The following is a 17,355-nucleotide window of genomic DNA, read 5'->3' as shown; positions in this document are numbered from 1 at the left end:
CGTGTATGTCCTGTGTGTTGACCTGCGACGGCTCTGAACGCCTTGTCCGGGCACCTCCGCCGACACGTACGATCGAGCCGCACCGAGGCCCCGGAGCACCGGGCCGTGAGCCGATCGGAGGTCACCGTGTGCGCGCATGTCCTGGTCGCCGAGGACGACGTCAACCAGGCCGACCTGATCCGGCGCTACCTGGAGCACGAGGGCCACTTCGTCCGCGTCGTCCACGACGGCCGCGCGGTGGTCGAGGAACACCACCGGGAACGCCCCGACCTGGTCGTACTGGACGTGATGATGCCGGTCATGAGCGGCCTCGAAGCCTGCCGGACACTGCGTGCGGAGTCCGACGTCGCGGTGCTGATGCTCACCGCCCGCTCCACCGAGGAGGACCTGCTGACGGGACTGGACCTGGGAGCCGACGACTACGTCACCAAGCCCTACAGTCCGCGTGAGCTGATGGCACGGGTGCGCACGCTGCTGCGCCGTTCGAGGAGGGGCGCGGAGGAGCCCGACCGGGTACTGCGCGCGGGTCCGGTCGCGGTGGACCCGTCGCGCCACGCGGTACGGGTGGACGGCTCACCGGTGGAGTGCACGCCCGCCGAGTTCCAACTGCTCGCGGCGCTCGCCGCCCGGCCCGGCCGGGTCCTCACCCGGGCACAACTGCTGGAGCACATCCACGGCATGAGCCGGTTCATCACCGAGCGCACCATCGACGTGCACGTCAAGAACCTGCGGAGGAAGCTGGAGCCCGACCCGCGCAGACCGGTGCGCCTGGTCACCGTCTACGGGGTCGGCTACAAACTCGTCGGGACCCCCGATGGCCGCTCGGCGTAGGGGCGCACTGCGGCACAGCCTGCTGGCGCGCATGCTGGCGAGTTCGGTGCTGGTGGCCGTCTGCTCGATCACCGCGACCGCGTGGCTGGCGGTGCAGGGGACGTCGGAGTCGCTCACCGTGCAACAGGGGGAGACCCTGGCCGTGGACACCCGTATCCACGACACGCTCGTGGCGTACGCGGCGGCCCATCCCGAGTGGGACGGGGTGCGCGGGACGGTGCGGGAGCTCGCCGGGGAGACGGGGCGCCGGATCGTCCTGACCACGGAGAACCACGGCCTGATCGCGGACTCGACGGACGAGGCGCGGCCGCTTCCGTCGCGCACGTCGTCTGTGGTGGACCCGCTGGCGGTGGACGTCACCCTCGCCCCGGACGTCTCCGGGCGCATCGACCCGCGCGCGGTGGGCCCCTTCGCGCTGTCGGACGACGACGGCGCACGGCTGCTCGACACGGCCACGGCCGGCGCGGAGTGCCTGGTCGCGAGGTACGGCCTGGCCGTGGAGGTGGAGACCGGCCCGAGCGGGAGGCCCGCCGTGACCGGGTCCCGGGTGGACGCGCACATGTGGGCGGACTGCTCACTCGAAACGCTGGACGAGCCCACCGAGGGCGAACGGAGGGCGCTGGAGGAGCTGAACCGGCTGGTCCGGAGCTGTCTCGGCGCCGAGGAGGCGAAGGAGGAGGTCCGGGCCGAGTTCCGGATCGACGGAGCCGCGGGTGTTCCCGTGGCGATGCCTCCGCTCCCCCCGCCCGCCGACGAGGCACGCGCTCCCCTGGAGCCCTCCGTTCCGGGGAACCCGTCGGAGGAGCCCACGGAGGGCGGCGCACCTCCCTCCACTGTGCCGGAGGACGAGGCCGGGGGGATGGTGCCCGACGACGGGAACGGGGAGCCCCAGCCCTGGCTGCCCCCGCAGGAGTCGGCGGGACCGGAGGCGCAGGAGGAACCGGCGCCTGCTCCCGAGCCGACACCGGAGTACCCGGTCCCCGACCCCGCGTCCGACGCGGTCGGCCCCCGGGAGGAGGCCCCCGCTCCTCCCGAGCCGCCGAGGTTCGACGCGCGCACCTCCTCCTGCCTGGACTCCGCACGCCGTGAGCAGCTCGATCCGTACGTCGCCCCGGCGGCGCTGCTCTTCATCGACGACCCGGAGCGGGAGGCCGCGGGGGTCATGCCGCTGACGGGCGAGAGCCTGCTGCGGGTGTTCGGCGTGGTGCTTCTGGTACTGGTGCTGACGGTGGTCGTGAGCGTGGTGTTGTCGACACGGCTCGTGCGACCCGTGCGGGCACTCACCGACGCGGTACGGCGCATGCGCGAGGGCCGTGCGGGCTCCCGGGTCAGGGTGCGCGACTCCGGCGAGATCGGGCAACTGGCGGACGCGTTCAACGAGATGGCGGAACACCTGGAGCGGTTGGAGGAGCAGCGCAAGGCGATGGTCAGCGACGTCTCCCACGAGCTGCGGACACCGCTGAGCAACCTGCGCGGCTGGTTGGAGGCGGCCCAGGACGGGATCGCCGACCTGGACCGGGACCGGATGGGGATGCTGGTCGGCGAGACGCTGCTGCTCCAGGACATCGTCGACGACCTCCAGGACCTGGCGCTGGCGGACGCGGGCAAGCTGCGGCTCTCACCGGAGCCGGTGGACGCGGGGCTCCTCGTGGAACAGGTGGTGGACAGCCAGAGGCTGAGGGCCGGTTCGGCCGGGCTGCGGCTGGTCGCGGAGACGGAGGACGTGGTGCTCGTGGCCGACCGGACGCGGTTGGTCCAGGCGATCGGGAACCTGCTGGGCAACGCGCTACGGCACACTCCGGCCCCCGGGACGGTCACCGTCGGGGCGCGGCGTTCGGGCGGGGAGGCGGTCATCGAGGTGGCGGACACCGGCGTGGGCATTCCGGCGAGGGACCTGCCGTACGTGTTCGACCGGTTCTGGCGGGCGGAGAAGTCGCGCAACCGGCGCACCGGCGGCAGCGGGCTGGGACTGGCCATCGTGCGCAACCTGGTGGAGCTGCACGGCGGCTCGGTGACGGTGGACAGCGTCCTGGGCGAGGGCACCACGTTCACGGTGCGGCTGCCGTTGGCGGATCCCGGGAAGACGCCGGAGGACTGACGGTCCCGGAGAGGGCGCCTCGTGTGGTGGAGGGTGTCTCTGAGACGTGTGGGCCCTCGTGTCCGAAAGCGGCCACGCCGCGTCCGCCATCCCCCGCCTCGTCTAGGATTCGGGCAGGCGCGGCACCGGCCCGATCGCGCTCCCCCACCGCGGGCCCCACGGAGGACCCGTGCACCAGCCCCCGAACGTCCGCCTCCCGCCGAGCCACGGAGAGCTGTACGGTCCCAGGCTCGTCGTGACGGCCTTCTGCTGGACGGCGTCCGGCGCACTGCTGGTCCTCACCATCGGGGCCAGGGCCGCCGCCGCGGTGACGGGCACCACCTGGTTCGGCCCTGATCCGGCCTGGTCGGAGGCGTCCGGGCTCCTCTCCGACACGCTCGGAACCGTCGCGATGGGAGTCCTTCCCGTTCTCATCCTCCTCGCGCTGGCGTTCACCGTCTCCCTGGAGGCCGTGCACCCGAGGTCCCTGCCTCCGTGGACGACGCGCGAACAGTTGCGCAAGGCGCGGGTCCTGGCCGGCAACGCCGTCATGGGCGATGACCCCCGGATCAACCTGCTCGCCCGTGTCCACGCCGGAGTACACGTCAGGTCGGCCGGTTGGCTGCTGTACCGGCCGGCGCTGGCGGGCCACCTCGTCATCTTCGGGGTGATGAGCGGCAGCGGCGTGCCCCTGCTCGTGCGAGGGCTATCCGACGAGGACCCCGCCCTGACGGCGATCGGCCTGAACACGGCCCTTCTCTTCGCCGGCTTCGCCGTTCTCGCCCTGGCGCTGGCTCCCCGGCGCCGCCGGATGCGTGAGTTCTGCGCCCTCTACGACGCGGCGCACCAGCGGGTGGCCCGGTGAGCCGACGGCGCCCTCCCCTGTTCCTCCGAGTCCAGGCCTACGCCCAGCGGAGCCCACGGCGGTACGGAGTCGTCGCCGGTGTCCTCTGCGGCGTCCTCTTCGGGTGCTGCATGTCGGTGTTCCCCCTGTTCGTGTACTCTTCCGAATCCGTCCTGACGGCCCTGCTGCTCGGAGTCCCCTCCGGCGTGTTCTTCGGAGTTCTCATGGGAGTGTTCGCCACACGGGTGGCCCCCGAGGAGCCCCTGCCCCCGGACACCGGCCACGCCCGGATGCGTGAGGTCCGGCGGCTGGTACGCGCGGGTGTCCCCGGCGCTGATCCCGTGGTCAACCGAATCGCCCGGGACCAGGCCCGGATGCTGCTGGCGGCCCCGTACTGGCCCAGGACCCAGGGCGCCCTCTGCCTCCTGTCCCTCGTCCTGAACGTGGCGGTGCTGGTCGACGCCCACACCGGCCCGGGCATCAGCGGCCTGCGCTGGCTCAACCTGGCCGGGGTCGCGCTGTTCGCCTTCCTGCTGTTCGTGCTGCTCCCGCTCACAGCCCGTCGACGCAGGCGGGCCCGGGTCTTCCTCGGCCACTTCACGACCTGACCCTCATCGCCCGAGGGAGCGGAACCGCCGGACGCAGAGCGGGAAGAAGACCGCTGTGATCACCAGCGGCCAGACCACGGCCATGAGCACGGCGTTCTGCGCGATCCAGCTCTCACCTCCCCAGCCCGGGTTGCCGAACAGCTCCCGGACCGCGGCGACGGTGGAGGACAAGGGGTTCCAGTCCGCGACCGCGCCCAGCCAGAGCGGCATGGAGGCCGTGGCCACGAACGCGTTGGACAGGAACCCCAGGGGGAACTCCAGGGTGTGCACGGCCGTGACCGCCCCCTCTCCCCGGACGGCCAGGCCGACGTAGACACCCACCCACACCAGGGAGAAGCGCAGCAGCAGGAGCAGTCCGATCCCGGCCGCGGCCTCGCCCGGGGTGCCGTTCCACTGCCAGCCCACCAGCAGCCCGCAGACGACCAGCAGGGCCAGGGTGACCGCGGACCTGAGCATGTCCGCCGCGCACCGGCCCACCACGACGGCCGAGGGCGCCATGGGCATGGAGCGGAACCGGTCGGTGACCCCGCGCGCGGTGTCGTCGGACACGGCGGTGACCGTCTCACCCACCCCGAAGACCATCGCCATGGCGAACATGCCGGGCATCAGGAACTCCCTGTAGTCCCCGCCGCCGGGCACGGTCATCGCCCCGCCGAACAGGAACCCGAACATCAGCACCATGGCGACGGGGAACAGCAGCCCGGCGACGAGCTGACCGGGCCGGCGCCGCCAGTGGAAGATGTCGCGCCGGGTGATGGTCCACCCGTCCGCGAGCGCCCACAGGAGGCGGTCGGCCACCGTCGGTCCACCGGTACGGGTCGTGTTGTCGTTCATCGGGTCTCCTCCGCCCGGTCGCCGGTCAGGTGCAGGAACACCTCGTCCAGGGTGGGGCGGCGCAGCGCGATGTCCTCCACCGCGATCCGCTCCGCCTCCAGCGCCCGTGCCACGCCGGTGAGGGCCGCGACCCGGTCCCCCACACCCACGCTGATCCGCCGTGTGTCGGCCTCGGTCCCGGGCCGCTCGCCGACCACCCGTTCGATGAGGGCCGCGCTCGCGTCGAGTGCGGCGGCGTCGCGCAGCACCACGTCGATCCGGTCGCCGCCCAGGCGGGACTTGAGCTCCTCCGGGGTGCCCTCGGCGACGACGCGTCCGGAGTCGACCACCGAGATCCGGTCGGCGAGCTGGTCGGCCTCCTCCAGGTACTGGGTGGTGAGCAGTACCGTCGTGCCGTCCGCCACCAGCTCGCGGACCGCGCTCCACACCTCGCCCCGCCCGCGCGGGTCGAGCCCGGCGGTGGGCTCGTCCAGGAACAGCACCGGCGGGGACAGGACCATGCTCGCGGCCAGGTCCAGGCGTCGGCGCATACCGCCGGAGTAGGCGCTGACCGGCTTACCACCGGTGTCCGCCAGCCGGAAGCGCTCCAACAGCTCGTCCGCACGTGTGGCGGCCCGCCGGGCGCCCAGGTGGTACAGGCGTCCGAACATCTCCAGGTTCTGCCGCCCGCTGAGCACCTCGTCGACGGCCGCGTTCTGTCCCACCAGCCCGATACCGCGGCGCACTCCGTCCCCGCTCGCGGCCACGTCGTGCCCGGCGACGACGGCGGTGCCCTCGTCCGCGCGCAGCAGCGTGGCCAGGACGCGCACGGCGGTGGTCTTGCCCGCGCCGTTGGGTCCGAGCAGCCCGCACACGCTGCCGACGGGCACGTCGAGGTCGAACCCCCTCAGCGCCCAGCTCCTCCCGTAGCGCTTCCCCAGACCGCGTGCGGTGACCGCGTAACCGGTCGCTTCCACTGCGCCTCCCCTCTCGCCACCTGATCCCGTACGGCGTACAGTACGCCCTACGCTCCAAGCAACACAAGAGCCCCGGGAAAGATTCCGTACGGCGTACAGGATCTTCCCGGGGCGGGTGGGCAGGCGCCGGCCCGGCCCTTCCTCCGGGGGCCGGGCCGGATCGGGTCACAGGCTGCCGGCACCGCCGACGACGTGCGGACGGGGCCTGGGGAGGTCTTCCTCCACGGGCAGTTCGACGACGGGCACGTACCTGCCGGCCGCCTCCCCGCCGTGCTCCTCGCTGTAGCTGAGGAACCCGCCGCCCGCACGGACCCTGTGGGCGCTGTTGAGCAGCATCAGGTAGGAGCTCACCTCCTTCGAGGTGGGCGGGGCGCCCTCCAGGTCCATCCTGTTGGTCATCCGCACCGCGCTGGCCGCCACGGCGAACGCGTCGTGGTTGATCAGGGCGTATCCGTTGTGGAGGGCGGTGGGGTCCTCGTCCCCGACGTACTCGTGGAAGGCGTTCACGAACGACATGTAGTGGGGCGGCCTCTCGACCGAGGGGTCGCCCGCGTTCCAGCGGTGGTCGACGGAAGAGGCGTAGACCAGGGTGATGTCACCGTCCCTCAGATAGCCCTGCACCTCCTCGTCGTCCATGGCGGTCAGGCCGATGGCGACGAACAGCACCCGGAAGGACTGGTCCGTACAGTTCCGGTGGGCGAGGGAGGCGATGAACTCCTTGAGGTCCGGAGCGCGTCCCGCGAAGAACACCGTGTCGGTCTTCGCGACGCACATGTTGAGGACCACCGTGTCGAACAGGCCCGCCTTGGGAGGGTCGCCGACGGTCGTGCCCATGTACTCCTGGGGGTGCCCGGAGATGTAGACGCCGAGCTGGTTCTCGTAGGCCTCGCGCAGGGACTCGACGAACAGGTCGGGCTCGTTGTCGTCGTAGACCAGGGTCGCCCGAGCCGGTTCCTCCAGGTCGTCGAGGTAGGCACGCAGCGCCCGCACGTACTCGGTGTTGCTGGGGGCGGCGCGCACCAGGCCCGGCGTCTCCGGTTGGGCGAGGCCGTCGGCGGTGACCGCGGAGGACACCATCGGGATGCCGTGCGTGTTGAGGCGGGCGGCGACGTCCCGGGTGGAGTCGATGCTCACCCCCATGCCGATGACCGCCACGAGGGGGTTGTCCTCGTCCTCCGACATGGCGACGAGGTCGGACACGACCGGCTCCCACTGCCTCTGCTGACCGCCCATGTTGGCGAGGTAGAGCTGGATCCCGGGACTTTCGTCACCGAAGTGGGGAGAGTGGTTGGCCCGCATCTGGGCGGTGTAGGCGCCCTCCAGCGACCTGACCATACGGACGGGGTCCATGGGGCTGACATCGCCGAAGGTGAGCGTGCCCAGCAGGGCGATCCGGACGACGTGCCCGCCGGCCTCCTCCGCCACCCGGGCGTTCTCCCGGGCGATGTCGGCCTGCACCTCGGTGTACTGCTCGTGGTAGAGGTACGAGCCGTCGGTGACGCCCACGCACTGCCCGTCGACCAGGCGCACGCCGCTGGTGGGCCCGCCGCAGGTGAACACGTCCCAGTAGAGGGCGACCGGGACCACGAGCAGGAGTACCAGGGCGGGCACGAGCAGTCTCCACCAGCGCCTCAGCCACCTCCTGAAGACGGATCCCGGTTCACCGGGCATGTGCGCGAACGAGGGTGCGTTGTCGGGGCCGGTCATGCTCGTCCCTTCTCTGGTGGATGGCCGCTCATGCCCTGGCTCCGAACTTGGCGACCAGCCTCAGGTGCCAGGCCGCCTCCTCCAGGATGTGGGCGGCTCCTTTCGGAGCCCGCCCGGCCAAGTCGTTCAACGCCATGTGGCAGACCGAGTGCAGGGCCCCGGAACGGAAGTGGTCGGGGTCGTTGAGGATCTGGAGGGCCGCGACGAGCTTGAGGATGGCCTCGGTCTCCTGCGCCCCTTCCGTCTCCTCCGTGGCCGCGTGCGGCTGCCACATGTTCGCCCACGCGTCCAGAAGCGGAAGCGACGGGCGGACCCGCAGGGGTGCCGCGGTGACCTCGCGCAGCAGCCTGACCCACTCCTCTCCGCCGATGTCGGGGGCCTGGAGCCAGCCCTGGAGGTGCCAGGCCACGCGGGAGAGCTGTCCGGCGCAGAGGCGGTGGTGGATCTCGCACTCGGCGGGGCTCTGGTTGTCGGCCTGTCCGCTCTGGTAGTAGTCGGCGAGTGCGAGGTGGACCGCGTCCCAGTTCCCGGGGGCGCCGGTCGAGCGCCTGGCCAGGCGCCGGGACAGGAGGCGGCGCAGCACCGTGGTCGCCTCCGGATCCGCCCGGTCCCACAGCGGATAGGCGAGGAGGCGGTCCTCCTCGACGCGTTCGGTGAGCTCACCCGACCGGTTCAGCCACAGCCCCGCGTCGGGGTCCCTGGCCGCGGAGCAGGTGACGAGCGCCTCCCTGAGCCGGTGGTCCAGCAGGTCGGGGTCGGCGCCGAGTGCCGTCGCGAGCATGTGCTCCTCGACGGTCACGGTGGACTCCAGCCTGGTGACCGTGTCCACCGGGCGGTGGGAGAGCGCGCCGTGCAGGCTGTTCCCCTGGACCGCGACCCAGGCGTCGGTGAGCTGGGCGGTGGTTCCCGGATGTCCCCCGGTGAAGTTCACCAGGAGGTCGACGATCTCCTTCGAGACACGGCCGCTGCCCTTGGCCCGGGAGCGGGCACGGGAGAACAGCTCTCCGACGTCCGGTCGGCCCAGGGGGGCCAGGGAGGAGAAGCGCATGTACTGCCGGATGTCCTCGTAGAACCGTTCGAGGGGCACTCCCTCGACCGTCTCGGCCGTGGTGGCGACGACGGTGAGCGGCTCGGGGAAGCCGACTCCGCCGAAGAGCCCCGTCCTGGCGAAGGGCGCCGGCGCCTCGGCCAGGGACCTGAGCAGTACGGGTCCCACGCCCTGGTCGGCGTTGTCCAGCAAGAGGACGGGGGTGGGCTGGTAGCCCACGCGCCTGGCCGCGTGCTGGAGGTCGGTGAACATGGCCTCGCTCAGGAAGCGGCCCACCTTCTCCCGGTTGGAGATACGGGACACGGCGTCCACGGCGTCGGGTTCCCGCGCCTGTAGCCACAGGTGGTAGAGGGAGTCGGCCACCTGTTCCCTGGCCTGGCCGCCCTGCCCCTGGGTGCGCATCCAGTCGAAGACGCGTTCCAGTACGCGGGCGCCCACCCCCGAGACCGCGGCGACCCACCTGGCGATGTCGACGGGCAGGGGGTCGACGCCGATCAGCTCGGCGGGCGGAATGAGGTTGCCCGCCTCACCCAGGAACCTGCTCAGCCGCCCCATGCCGTCGGGCCACACCTGGTCCACCAGCTTGGTGATCTCCGCGTGCGCCCGGTCGTTCCTGCCCTGGATATCGCTCTCGTCGTCCGGCTCTCCGTCGAGGTCGATTTCCAGGCGAATGGTGATCAGGCCGATCCAGAGCCGGGGAAACTGGAGGCGCCCGTAGTACTTCAGGGCGCGGGCGAGTCCTTTCTCCTGGTGGGAGGAGATGGCGGCGAAGGTGTCGGGGACACTGGAGTGGTACCTGGCGTCGGACAGGTCCAGATGGGCGTAGGGGACGCCGATCCTCTCCAGCTCCCGAGCCTTGTGCCGCACGAAGTGCGACTTGCCGTATCCCTGCGGCCCGCGAACCACCATGATGGGGCGCCGACGGCCCGGCGGTCCGGACCAGCCGGGATCCATGAGCTCCTTGCAGTAGGCGGCCTGTGCCTCCTGACCGACCGGTGTCTCATGACCGTCCGGCATCTCCGAGCCACTCGCCACGATCCGGTCGCCTCCCGCTCTCCGCACTATTTTCTGGTCCACCACCGCCATATGATGCGCGTTCTTCCCGGCATTATGGCTGGAACCATTTTTTGTGACGTACGTGTTATGAGGATTGTCCACCTATTAGCACCCTGATCCCTCTTGGTGCAATTGTTACCGTGGGTGCCTATGATGCTGACGATCCGTCATAACGCGCGGTGGAACGGGGAATTCCGGAGCCGTCCACAGGTGAATGAGGCACCTTCCGCCCACAGAAGGGACCTGCTTTCATGGGATGAATTCCATGATCTGAGCGGAGGAGTCCATGGCGGGCACCGGGACGGCCGCGGCCGCGAGCACACGCGGGCGGGCCCCGCCTCACCACCGCGACCGCCCGCGCCACCACCGCCGCCGCGGCTGCCCGCGACCGGGACACCGGACGCCCGCGGACCCCGGCGTCACCTGTGGTGGCTGATCGCCTCGCAGCCGTGGAGGGTCCTGGCCGGCTCGTTCCGGGGTACCGCCCGGATGACCGGATTGATGGTGTCGCCCCACCTCCTCGCCCGCGCGGTGGACGCGTTCCGGACTGTCACCGGAACCGGGCACCATGGAGGCGACCACCGCCGCCTGCCCCGAGGAGCTGCCATGTCCGACCAGCGCTGTGCCTGGGCGCGGGGGGCGTCCGAGCTGATGAGGGCCTACCACGACGAGGAGTGGGGCAGACCCTCACGCGACGACGCCCACCTGTTCGAGATGCTCGTCCTGGAGGGCGCGCAGGCGGGGCTGTCCTGGGCCACCGTGCTCAACAAACGGGAGAACTACCGGCGTGCCCTGGACGGCTTCGACCCGGACCGGATCGCGGACTACGGCCAGGAGGAGACCGACCGGCTCCTCCGGGACGCCGGGATCATCCGCAACCGGCTCAAGGTGGCCTCGCTTCCCCGCAACGCACAGGCCTTCCAGAAGGTACGCGCCGAGTACGGCACCTTCGCCGACTACCTCTGGGGCTGGGTGGACGGATCGCCCGTGGTCAACCGCTTCACCGAACCGTCGGAGGTCCCGGCGAGCACCCCGTTGTCGGACCGGGTGAGCAAGGACCTGCGAAAGCGCGGTTTCACCTTCGTCGGCACCACCATCGTCTACTCCTACCTCCAGTCCGCGGGCCTGGTCGAGGACCACCTGGTGAACTGCCCGGCCAAACCCGCCTGAGCACCGACGGAGACGCCCGCGTCTCCACCCCGGCGCGTGAACGCGCTCCCGGCGCCCGGACGCCGACCGGCCCGCGCGGGCGCCCTGCCCTACACTGGCCCCCACCCGGACCGAGAGCAGGACGGCCGATGCCCACGCAGTACCCCAGGAGCGGCGACCCCGCACGCAGCCTCGCCCTGCTGTGGCGGACCCAGGAGCCCGTCAGCCGACGGAGCAAACCGGATCTGAGCGTGGACCGGATCGTGGCCGTGGCCTCGGAGACGGCCGACACCGACGGGCTGGCCGCCCTGTCCATGCGCAAGGTCGCCGAACGCCTGGGCGTGGGGACCATGTCGCTGTACACCTACGTCCCCGGCAAGGGCGAGCTGGTCGACCTGATGCTCGACGCCGCGTACGCGGACCTGTACGAGGGCGGCGAGCGGCCCGGGCACTGGCGGGACCGGCTGGGCGCGGTCGCGTACGCGAACTGGCGGCTGTTCCTGCGCCATCCGTGGATGCTGCAAACCCCCCGGAACCGCCTGCTCGGCCCCCACCTCATCGCCAAGTACGAGTACGAGCTGTCGGCCGTGGACGGGCTGGGCCTGACCGACGCCGAGATGGACTCCACGGTCAGCCTGGTCAACAGCTACGCGGAGGGCGCCGCCGGCCAGGCCGTGGCGGCGGGTGAGAACGAGAGGTCCTCGGGGATGACCGACGGGCAGTGGTGGCGCACCCACGGCCCGCTGCTGGCGGCCTTCGTACGCGACGACGACTACCCGCTCGCCTCGCGCGTGGGCAGCGCGGTGGGCCGGGAGCACCAGACGGCGTACGCCCCCGAGCACGAGTTCGCCTTCGGACTGGAACGCGTCCTGGACGGCGTCCAGGTCCTGGTGGACTCCCGGAGCTCCCGGGACGCCCCTCGGGACCGCTCCTGAAGGGGCGCCGCTCCGCAGGTGGGAACTGTGTGATCCGACCGGCCGGGGGTACGGTAAACCCGCATTGACGTCGCGCGTGACGACACCGGAGGGGAACGGCATGGGGGACATCGACCTGTCGCTGATCGGGGACCTGTACCGCAGGTACCGGGATCCGCTGGCCAAGGTCCGGGACGCACAACGCGACTTCCTCCGTCGGACGCGCGGGCGGATGACTCCGCAGCTCGACGACCTGGAGGCGGAGATCACCTACATGCTGCTGCGTGAGACGCGGCCGGACACGGTGATGGAGCTGGGCACCTTCCACGGCTGGTCCACCACGTGGATCCTGCAGGCGCTGCGCGACAACGGCACGGGGACGCTGCACTCCTTCGACATCGTGGACAACGTGGTGGCGAACGTGCCCTCCGACCTGGCCCTGGGCCGGTGGGAGTTCCACAAGGGCGACATCCGCGAGAACATGTCGCAGGTCCCGGAGGGGATCGGCTACCTGTTCGTGGACGCCGCGCACAACGGCCGGTTCGCGAAGTGGTACCTGTCCGAGCTGTTCCCCCGGATCGCTCCGGGAACCCCCGTCAGTGTCCACGACGTCTTCCACGGCAGGCGGGCCCTGCCGCTGACCGAGGGCGCCGCGGTGCTGTCGTGGCTGCGCCGCACCGGCACGGACTTCTTCACCCCGTCCCGCAAGCGGGCGCCCGCGCCCCACGTCGCGCTCCTGGAGCTGCGGGAGGACCTGGGGCTGGGCGAGCCGGTGCGCACCAGCACCGACAACCCGATGATCTACTTCCGGATGCCGGAGCACCACGCCGCCCCGACCGCACGCTGAACGGTGACCGGAAAAGCAGGTCCCCCGGTCACCGCCACGGGGACCGGGGAACGCGCGAGGACGGCCCGGGTTCTGTTCGGTGGACTAAGTCCTGTGCCGCCGGGGGTGGCGAGGGCGCCGACGGGGCCGCCGGAGGCCCTGCGGTGCGCCCGTGAGGCACGGGCGCACCGCGGGGACCGAGGACTCCCGTACCTGCGGCGTCCTGGCACGAGGCGAGGCGCGGCGGAGCCTCAAGGAAACACGGCCTAGAGGGCCGCGGCCTCCCGGGCCAGACCGGTGATCCGGTCCCAGTCGCCCGCCGACACCAGGTCGGACGAGGTCAGCCAGCTACCGCCCACACAGCCCACGTTCGGCAGGGCCAGGTAGGTGGAGGCGGAGGCGGCGGTGATCCCGCCGGTCGGGCAGAACCGCACCTGGGGCAGGGGGCCCGCCAGCGACTTCAGGAACGCGGCGCCGCCCGCGGCCTCGGCCGGGAAGAACTTCATCTCCGACACCCCGCGCTCCAGCAGCGCCATCGCCTCGGACACGGTGCCCACACCGGGCAGGAAGGGCAGACCGGTGTCGGCCATCGCCGAGACCAGGCCGTCCGTGCAGCCGGGGCTGACCAGGAAGCGCGCACCGGCCCCGGCGGCGGCCGACGCCTGTTCCGTGGTGACCACGGTGCCCGCGCCCACCACGGCCTCGGGCACCTCGGCGGCGATCCGCCCGATGGCGTCCAGCGCGGCCGGGGTCCGCAGGGTCACCTCGATGCCCGGCAGTCCGCCCGCCACCAGCGCTCGGGCCAGCGGCACGGCGGTCTCGGCGTCGGAGACCACCACCACCGGCATCACCGGGGCCAGGTCGAGGATGTCCGCGCCCGAACGGGGGTTCGTCGTCATGTCGTGATTCTCCAGGGTCGGTCGAAGGTTCGGGGTGGGCACGCCGCGGCCGCGGGGGCCGGCCCCCGGCGTGTCCTCAGGACTGGGACGTGAAGATCCCGGCCCCCGTCTCGGCGGGGCCGACCACGCCGCGCAGGGCGGCGAAGAGCTCACGGCCGGTGCCGCTGGAGGAGTCCACGCTGGGACGGGCGGGCTCGCGGCCGGTCAGGTCCGCCAGCACCTCCAGCGTGCCCGTGGTGGCGTCCAGGCGGATGGGGTCGCCGTCACGCACGTAGGCCAGCGCTCCGCCCGCCTCGGCCTCGGGGGACACGTGGATGGCGGCGGGCACCTTGCCCGAGGCCCCGGACATGCGCCCGTCGGTCACCAGGGCCACCTTCTGACCGCGGTCCTGGAGCACCGCCAGCGGCGGGGTGAGCTTGTGCAGCTCGGGCATGCCGTTGGCACGCGGCCCCTGGAAACGGACCACCGCGACGAAGTCACCGGTCAGCTCGCCGGCGGAGAAGGCGTCCTGGAGCTCGGCCTGGTCGCCGAAGACGCGTGCTGGGGCCTCCACCACGTGGCGCTCGGGCGCGACCGCCGACACCTTGATGACGGCGCGGCCCAGGTTGCCCGAGAGCATGCGCAGGCCGCCGTCCGTGGCGAAGGGGTCCTCCACCCCGCGCAGCACCGTGGTGTCCCCGCTCTCCTTGGGGCCCTCGCCCCAGGTCAGCTCGCCCCCGTCCAGGCGCGGGATCTGCCGGTAGCGGCCCAGCCCCCCGCCCATCAGGGTGCTCACGTCCTCGTGCAGGAGCCCGGCGTCCAGCAGGGAGCCGATGAGGTAGGCCATGCCGCCCGCCTCGTGGAACTGGTTCACGTCGGCCGCGCCGTTGGGGTACATGCGGGTCAGCAGCGGCACCACCTCGGACAGGGCGGCGAAGTCGTCCCAGACCAGTTCGATCCCGGCGGCGCGCGCGATGGCCACCAGGTGCAGCGTGTGGTTGCTGGACCCGCCGGTGGCCAGCAGGGCGACCACGGCGTTGACGATGGCGCGCTCGTCGATCTGGCGGCCGACGGGGTTGTGGTCCTCTCCCAGGGCGGTCCGGGCGAGCACGCTGCGTCCGGCCTCGGCGGTCAGGGCCTCCCTCATCGGGGTGCCCGGCTGCTCGAAGCTGGCCCCGGCCAGGTGCAGGCCCATGACCTCCATGAGCATCTGGTTGGAGTTGGCGGTGCCGTAGAAGGTGCAGGTGCCGGGCGAGTGGTAGGCGGCCGACTCGGCCTGGAGCAGCTCGCGGCGCTCCACCTTGCCCTCCGCGTACTGCTGTCGCACGCGGGCCTTGTCCTTGTTGGGCAGCCCCGAGGCCATGGGGCCGGCGGGCACGAACGCCACCGGCAGGTGGCCGAAGGACAGCGCGCCGATGAGCAGTCCGGGCACGATCTTGTCGCACACGCCGAGCATCAGGGCGCCGTCGAACATGTCGTGGGACAGGGCCACGGCGGTGGCCATCGCGATGACGTCCCGGCTGAACAGGGACAGCTCCATGCCCGCCCGGCCCTGGGTGATGCCGTCGCACATGGCGGGCACGCCGCCCGCGAACTGGGCGACGCCGCCCGCCTCGGCCACGGCGGCCTTGATCAGGGCCGGGTAGGACTCCAGCGGCTGGTGCGCGGAGAGCATGTCGTTGTAGGCGGAGACGATCGCCAGGTTGGGCGTGACGTCACCGGACAGCTTGAGCTTGTCGGAGACGCCGCAGGCCGCGAACCCGTGGGCGAGGTTGGCGCAGCCCAGGGACGTGCGGGTGGGGCCCTGCCCCGTCGCCTCGTCGATCCGCGCCAGGTAGGCGGACCGGGTCTCGGCGCTGCGCTCGGCGAGGCGCCTGGTGACGTCGGCGACGACGGGGTGGACGGCGGGTCCGTGCCCGGAGTCGCCTGCGTTGTCGGGGGTGTGCGCGGTCATCGGGGTCGCTCCTCTTCATGCCACGTCCGGCCGGTACGGCCGATGAGCCGGTGCGCGCCCGCGGGGCCGGCGCTTCCGGCTGGATAGGTCTCGGGGGTGGTGCTCAGGCCGTTCCACGCCTCGATGACGGGGTCCACCCAGCGCCAGGCCGCCTCGACCTCGTCGCGGCGCATGAAGAGGGTGGGGTCCCCGGCCAGGACGTCCGTCAGCAGCCGCTCGTAGGCCTCGGGCGCGCGGTCGGCGAAGGTGTCGGCGAAACTGAGTTCCAGGGGGACCGGCCGTAGCCGCAGCGCTCCGGCGCCGGGCGTCTTGGCCAGCATGGTCAGGTGTATGCCCTCGTCCGGCTGGAGCCGGATGACGAGGCTGCCCGGTCCGGGCATGTCGGTACCGGGGAAGATCGTGTGCGGTACCTCCCGGAAGCGGATCACGATCTCCGAGCGCGAGTGCTGCATGCGCTTGCCGGTACGCAGGTAGAAGGGCACACCCGCCCAGCGCCAGTTGGCGACCTCGGCGCGCAGTGCCACGAAGGTCTCGGTGTCGCTGGTGGCGGGTCCGCCGGGTTCGTCGAGGTAGCCGAGCACCTCGGTTCCCTGGACGGCGCCGCGCCCGTACTGGCCCCGCACGGTGTCCTCGGCGACGCGGTCGCCGGTCAGGGGGCGCAGGGATTGCAGGACCTTGAGCTTCTCGTCGCGGACGGCGTCGCGGTCGTAGCTGGCCGGGGGCTCCATGGCGGTCAGGCAGAGCAGTTGGAGCAGGTGGTTCTGGACCATGTCGCGCATGGCGCCGGAGGTGTCGTAGTAGCCGCGCCGCCCGCCCACCCCGACGGTCTCGGCCGCGGTGATCTGGACGTGGTCGATCCAGCGGGAGTTCCACAGGGGTTCGAGGAAGACGTTGGCGAACCGCAGCACGAGCAGGTTCTGCACCGTCTCCTTGCCCAGGTAGTGGTCGATCCGGTAGATCCGCGACTCGTCGAAGACCTCGCCCACCGCGTCGTTGACGGCTTGGGACGAGGCCAGGTCGCGGCCCAGGGGCTTCTCCATGACCACGCGGGAACAGGGGGTGACCAGCCCGGCGTCGGCCAGGCCGCGGCAGATGGGGCCGGAGATCATCGGCGGGACGGCGAGGTAGAAGACGCGGTCGCGGCCGGGCTCCAGGACCGCGGTGAGGTCGTCCCAGCCGAAGGGGTCGCCGCCGACGTCCACGGTGACGTGGTGGAGGCGGCCCAGGAAGCGGTGGAGAACGTCGGGCTCGGCGATCCGGACGGCGTGGTGGCCGCGGACCGCGGCGGCGGCCTTGTCCCTGAAGTCGGCGTCGGTGAGGCCGTCGCGCGAGACGGCGACGACACGGGTTCCCCCGTCCAGGTGCCCGTCGCGGTCCAGCAGGTACAGGGAGGGGAGGAGTTTGCGCATGGACAGGTCGCCGGTGCCCCCGAAGACCACCAGGTCGGTGGGGTGGGGCGCGGACTGCTGCGGCATCTTCGGTCTGCTCCAGCGGAGAGGGAAGGGGATGGGGGCCGGGGGGCGGGGGGCGGGGTGTGACGCGACGGGGGGTGCGGGAGGGCGGTGCGGACCGACCGGATCCGCTCTCCGCTTCTGACCCTAAGCCGACTATGGTAAAAAACCAAGCACACTTGAGAACAATTCTTTACATAACCTCTCAGCCTTCACGACGTA

General features: G+C 71.7%; 14 protein-coding genes. 7 read left to right on the top strand and 7 right to left on the bottom strand.

Translation table 11 applies throughout. From position 1 onward, the window contains the following. Positions 1-126 precede the first annotated feature (126 nt). The 4 genes from NOSIN_RS23000 (at position 127) to NOSIN_RS22985 (ending at position 4,360) form a co-directional block, all read left to right on the top strand. Complete coding sequence (locus NOSIN_RS23000; protein WP_077693731.1) at positions 127-831, top strand: response regulator transcription factor; 705 nt, start codon at positions 127-129, stop codon at positions 829-831. Next, a complete protein-coding gene (locus NOSIN_RS22995) occupies positions 815-2,929 on the top strand; it encodes a sensor histidine kinase (protein WP_077692731.1) in 2,115 nt (704 codons plus the stop codon). Before NOSIN_RS23000 ends, NOSIN_RS22995 begins: the two co-directional genes overlap by 17 nt. A gap of 169 nt (positions 2,930-3,098) precedes the next feature. Continuing rightward, positions 3,099-3,773, top strand: coding sequence for a hypothetical protein (locus tag NOSIN_RS22990; protein ID WP_077692730.1), 675 nt, complete (start codon positions 3,099-3,101; stop codon positions 3,771-3,773). Between the two features lie 110 nt (positions 3,774-3,883). After that, positions 3,884-4,360 (top strand): hypothetical protein, encoded by a 477-nt coding sequence (locus tag NOSIN_RS22985; RefSeq protein WP_077692729.1) that lies wholly within the window; start codon positions 3,884-3,886, stop codon positions 4,358-4,360. A gap of 3 nt (positions 4,361-4,363) precedes the next feature. Here NOSIN_RS22985 and NOSIN_RS22980 read toward each other — a convergent pair whose 3' ends face one another. The 4 genes from NOSIN_RS22980 to NOSIN_RS22965 form a co-directional block, all read right to left on the bottom strand. Continuing rightward, positions 4,364-5,194, bottom strand: a complete 831-nt coding sequence (locus NOSIN_RS22980) for an ABC transporter permease (protein WP_077692728.1) — start codon at positions 5,192-5,194, stop codon at positions 4,364-4,366. Continuing rightward, the gene (locus NOSIN_RS22975; protein WP_077692727.1) at positions 5,191-6,150 is read right to left on the bottom strand and encodes an ATP-binding cassette domain-containing protein; all 960 of its coding nucleotides are present in this window, start codon (positions 6,148-6,150) and stop codon (positions 5,191-5,193) included. Before NOSIN_RS22975 ends, NOSIN_RS22980 begins: the two co-directional genes overlap by 4 nt. A 165-nt stretch (positions 6,151-6,315) precedes the next feature. Beyond that, positions 6,316-7,857 carry an ABC transporter substrate-binding protein gene (locus NOSIN_RS22970; RefSeq protein WP_077692726.1) on the bottom strand — a complete coding sequence of 514 codons (1,542 nt, stop codon included), beginning with the start codon at positions 7,855-7,857 and terminating at the stop codon, positions 6,316-6,318. A gap of 28 nt (positions 7,858-7,885) precedes the next feature. Further along, positions 7,886-9,940, bottom strand: coding sequence for a hypothetical protein (locus NOSIN_RS22965; protein ID WP_236743422.1), 2,055 nt, complete (start codon positions 9,938-9,940; stop codon positions 7,886-7,888). A 627-nt stretch (positions 9,941-10,567) separates the two neighbouring features. Between NOSIN_RS22965 and NOSIN_RS22960 the strand changes: the two genes are divergently transcribed. From NOSIN_RS22960 to NOSIN_RS22950, 3 genes are all read left to right on the top strand, one after another. Next, positions 10,568-11,131 carry a DNA-3-methyladenine glycosylase I gene (locus NOSIN_RS22960; protein WP_077692724.1) on the top strand — a complete coding sequence of 188 codons (564 nt, stop codon included), beginning with the start codon at positions 10,568-10,570 and terminating at the stop codon, positions 11,129-11,131. 128 nt (positions 11,132-11,259) lie between these two features. Then, the gene (locus NOSIN_RS22955; protein WP_077692723.1) at positions 11,260-12,045 is read left to right on the top strand and encodes a TetR/AcrR family transcriptional regulator; all 786 of its coding nucleotides are present in this window, start codon (positions 11,260-11,262) and stop codon (positions 12,043-12,045) included. A 100-nt stretch (positions 12,046-12,145) separates the two neighbouring features. Beyond that, entirely contained in the window at positions 12,146-12,871 is a 726-nt protein-coding gene (locus tag NOSIN_RS22950; RefSeq protein WP_077692722.1) for a class I SAM-dependent methyltransferase, read from the top strand. A gap of 245 nt (positions 12,872-13,116) precedes the next feature. On the opposite strand, the gene eda is transcribed toward NOSIN_RS22950, so the two are convergent. The 3 genes from eda to zwf form a co-directional block, all read right to left on the bottom strand. Continuing rightward, the gene (eda, locus tag NOSIN_RS22945; RefSeq protein WP_077692721.1) at positions 13,117-13,749 is read right to left on the bottom strand and encodes a bifunctional 4-hydroxy-2-oxoglutarate aldolase/2-dehydro-3-deoxy-phosphogluconate aldolase; all 633 of its coding nucleotides are present in this window, start codon (positions 13,747-13,749) and stop codon (positions 13,117-13,119) included. A gap of 76 nt (positions 13,750-13,825) precedes the next feature. After that, the gene (edd, locus tag NOSIN_RS22940; protein ID WP_077692720.1) at positions 13,826-15,682 is read right to left on the bottom strand and encodes a phosphogluconate dehydratase; all 1,857 of its coding nucleotides are present in this window, start codon (positions 15,680-15,682) and stop codon (positions 13,826-13,828) included. Continuing rightward, positions 15,679-17,157 carry a glucose-6-phosphate dehydrogenase gene (zwf, locus tag NOSIN_RS22935; RefSeq protein WP_077692719.1) on the bottom strand — a complete coding sequence of 493 codons (1,479 nt, stop codon included), beginning with the start codon at positions 17,155-17,157 and terminating at the stop codon, positions 15,679-15,681. Before zwf ends, edd begins: the two co-directional genes overlap by 4 nt. Positions 17,158-17,355 lie beyond the last annotated feature (198 nt).

The organism is Nocardiopsis sinuspersici, assembly GCF_001998325.1.
Taxonomy (GTDB): Bacteria; Actinomycetota; Actinomycetes; order Streptosporangiales; family Streptosporangiaceae; genus Nocardiopsis; species Nocardiopsis sinuspersici.
The sequence above is the reverse complement of the archived record's forward strand: the minus strand, read 5'-3'. Positions and strand labels throughout refer to the sequence as shown.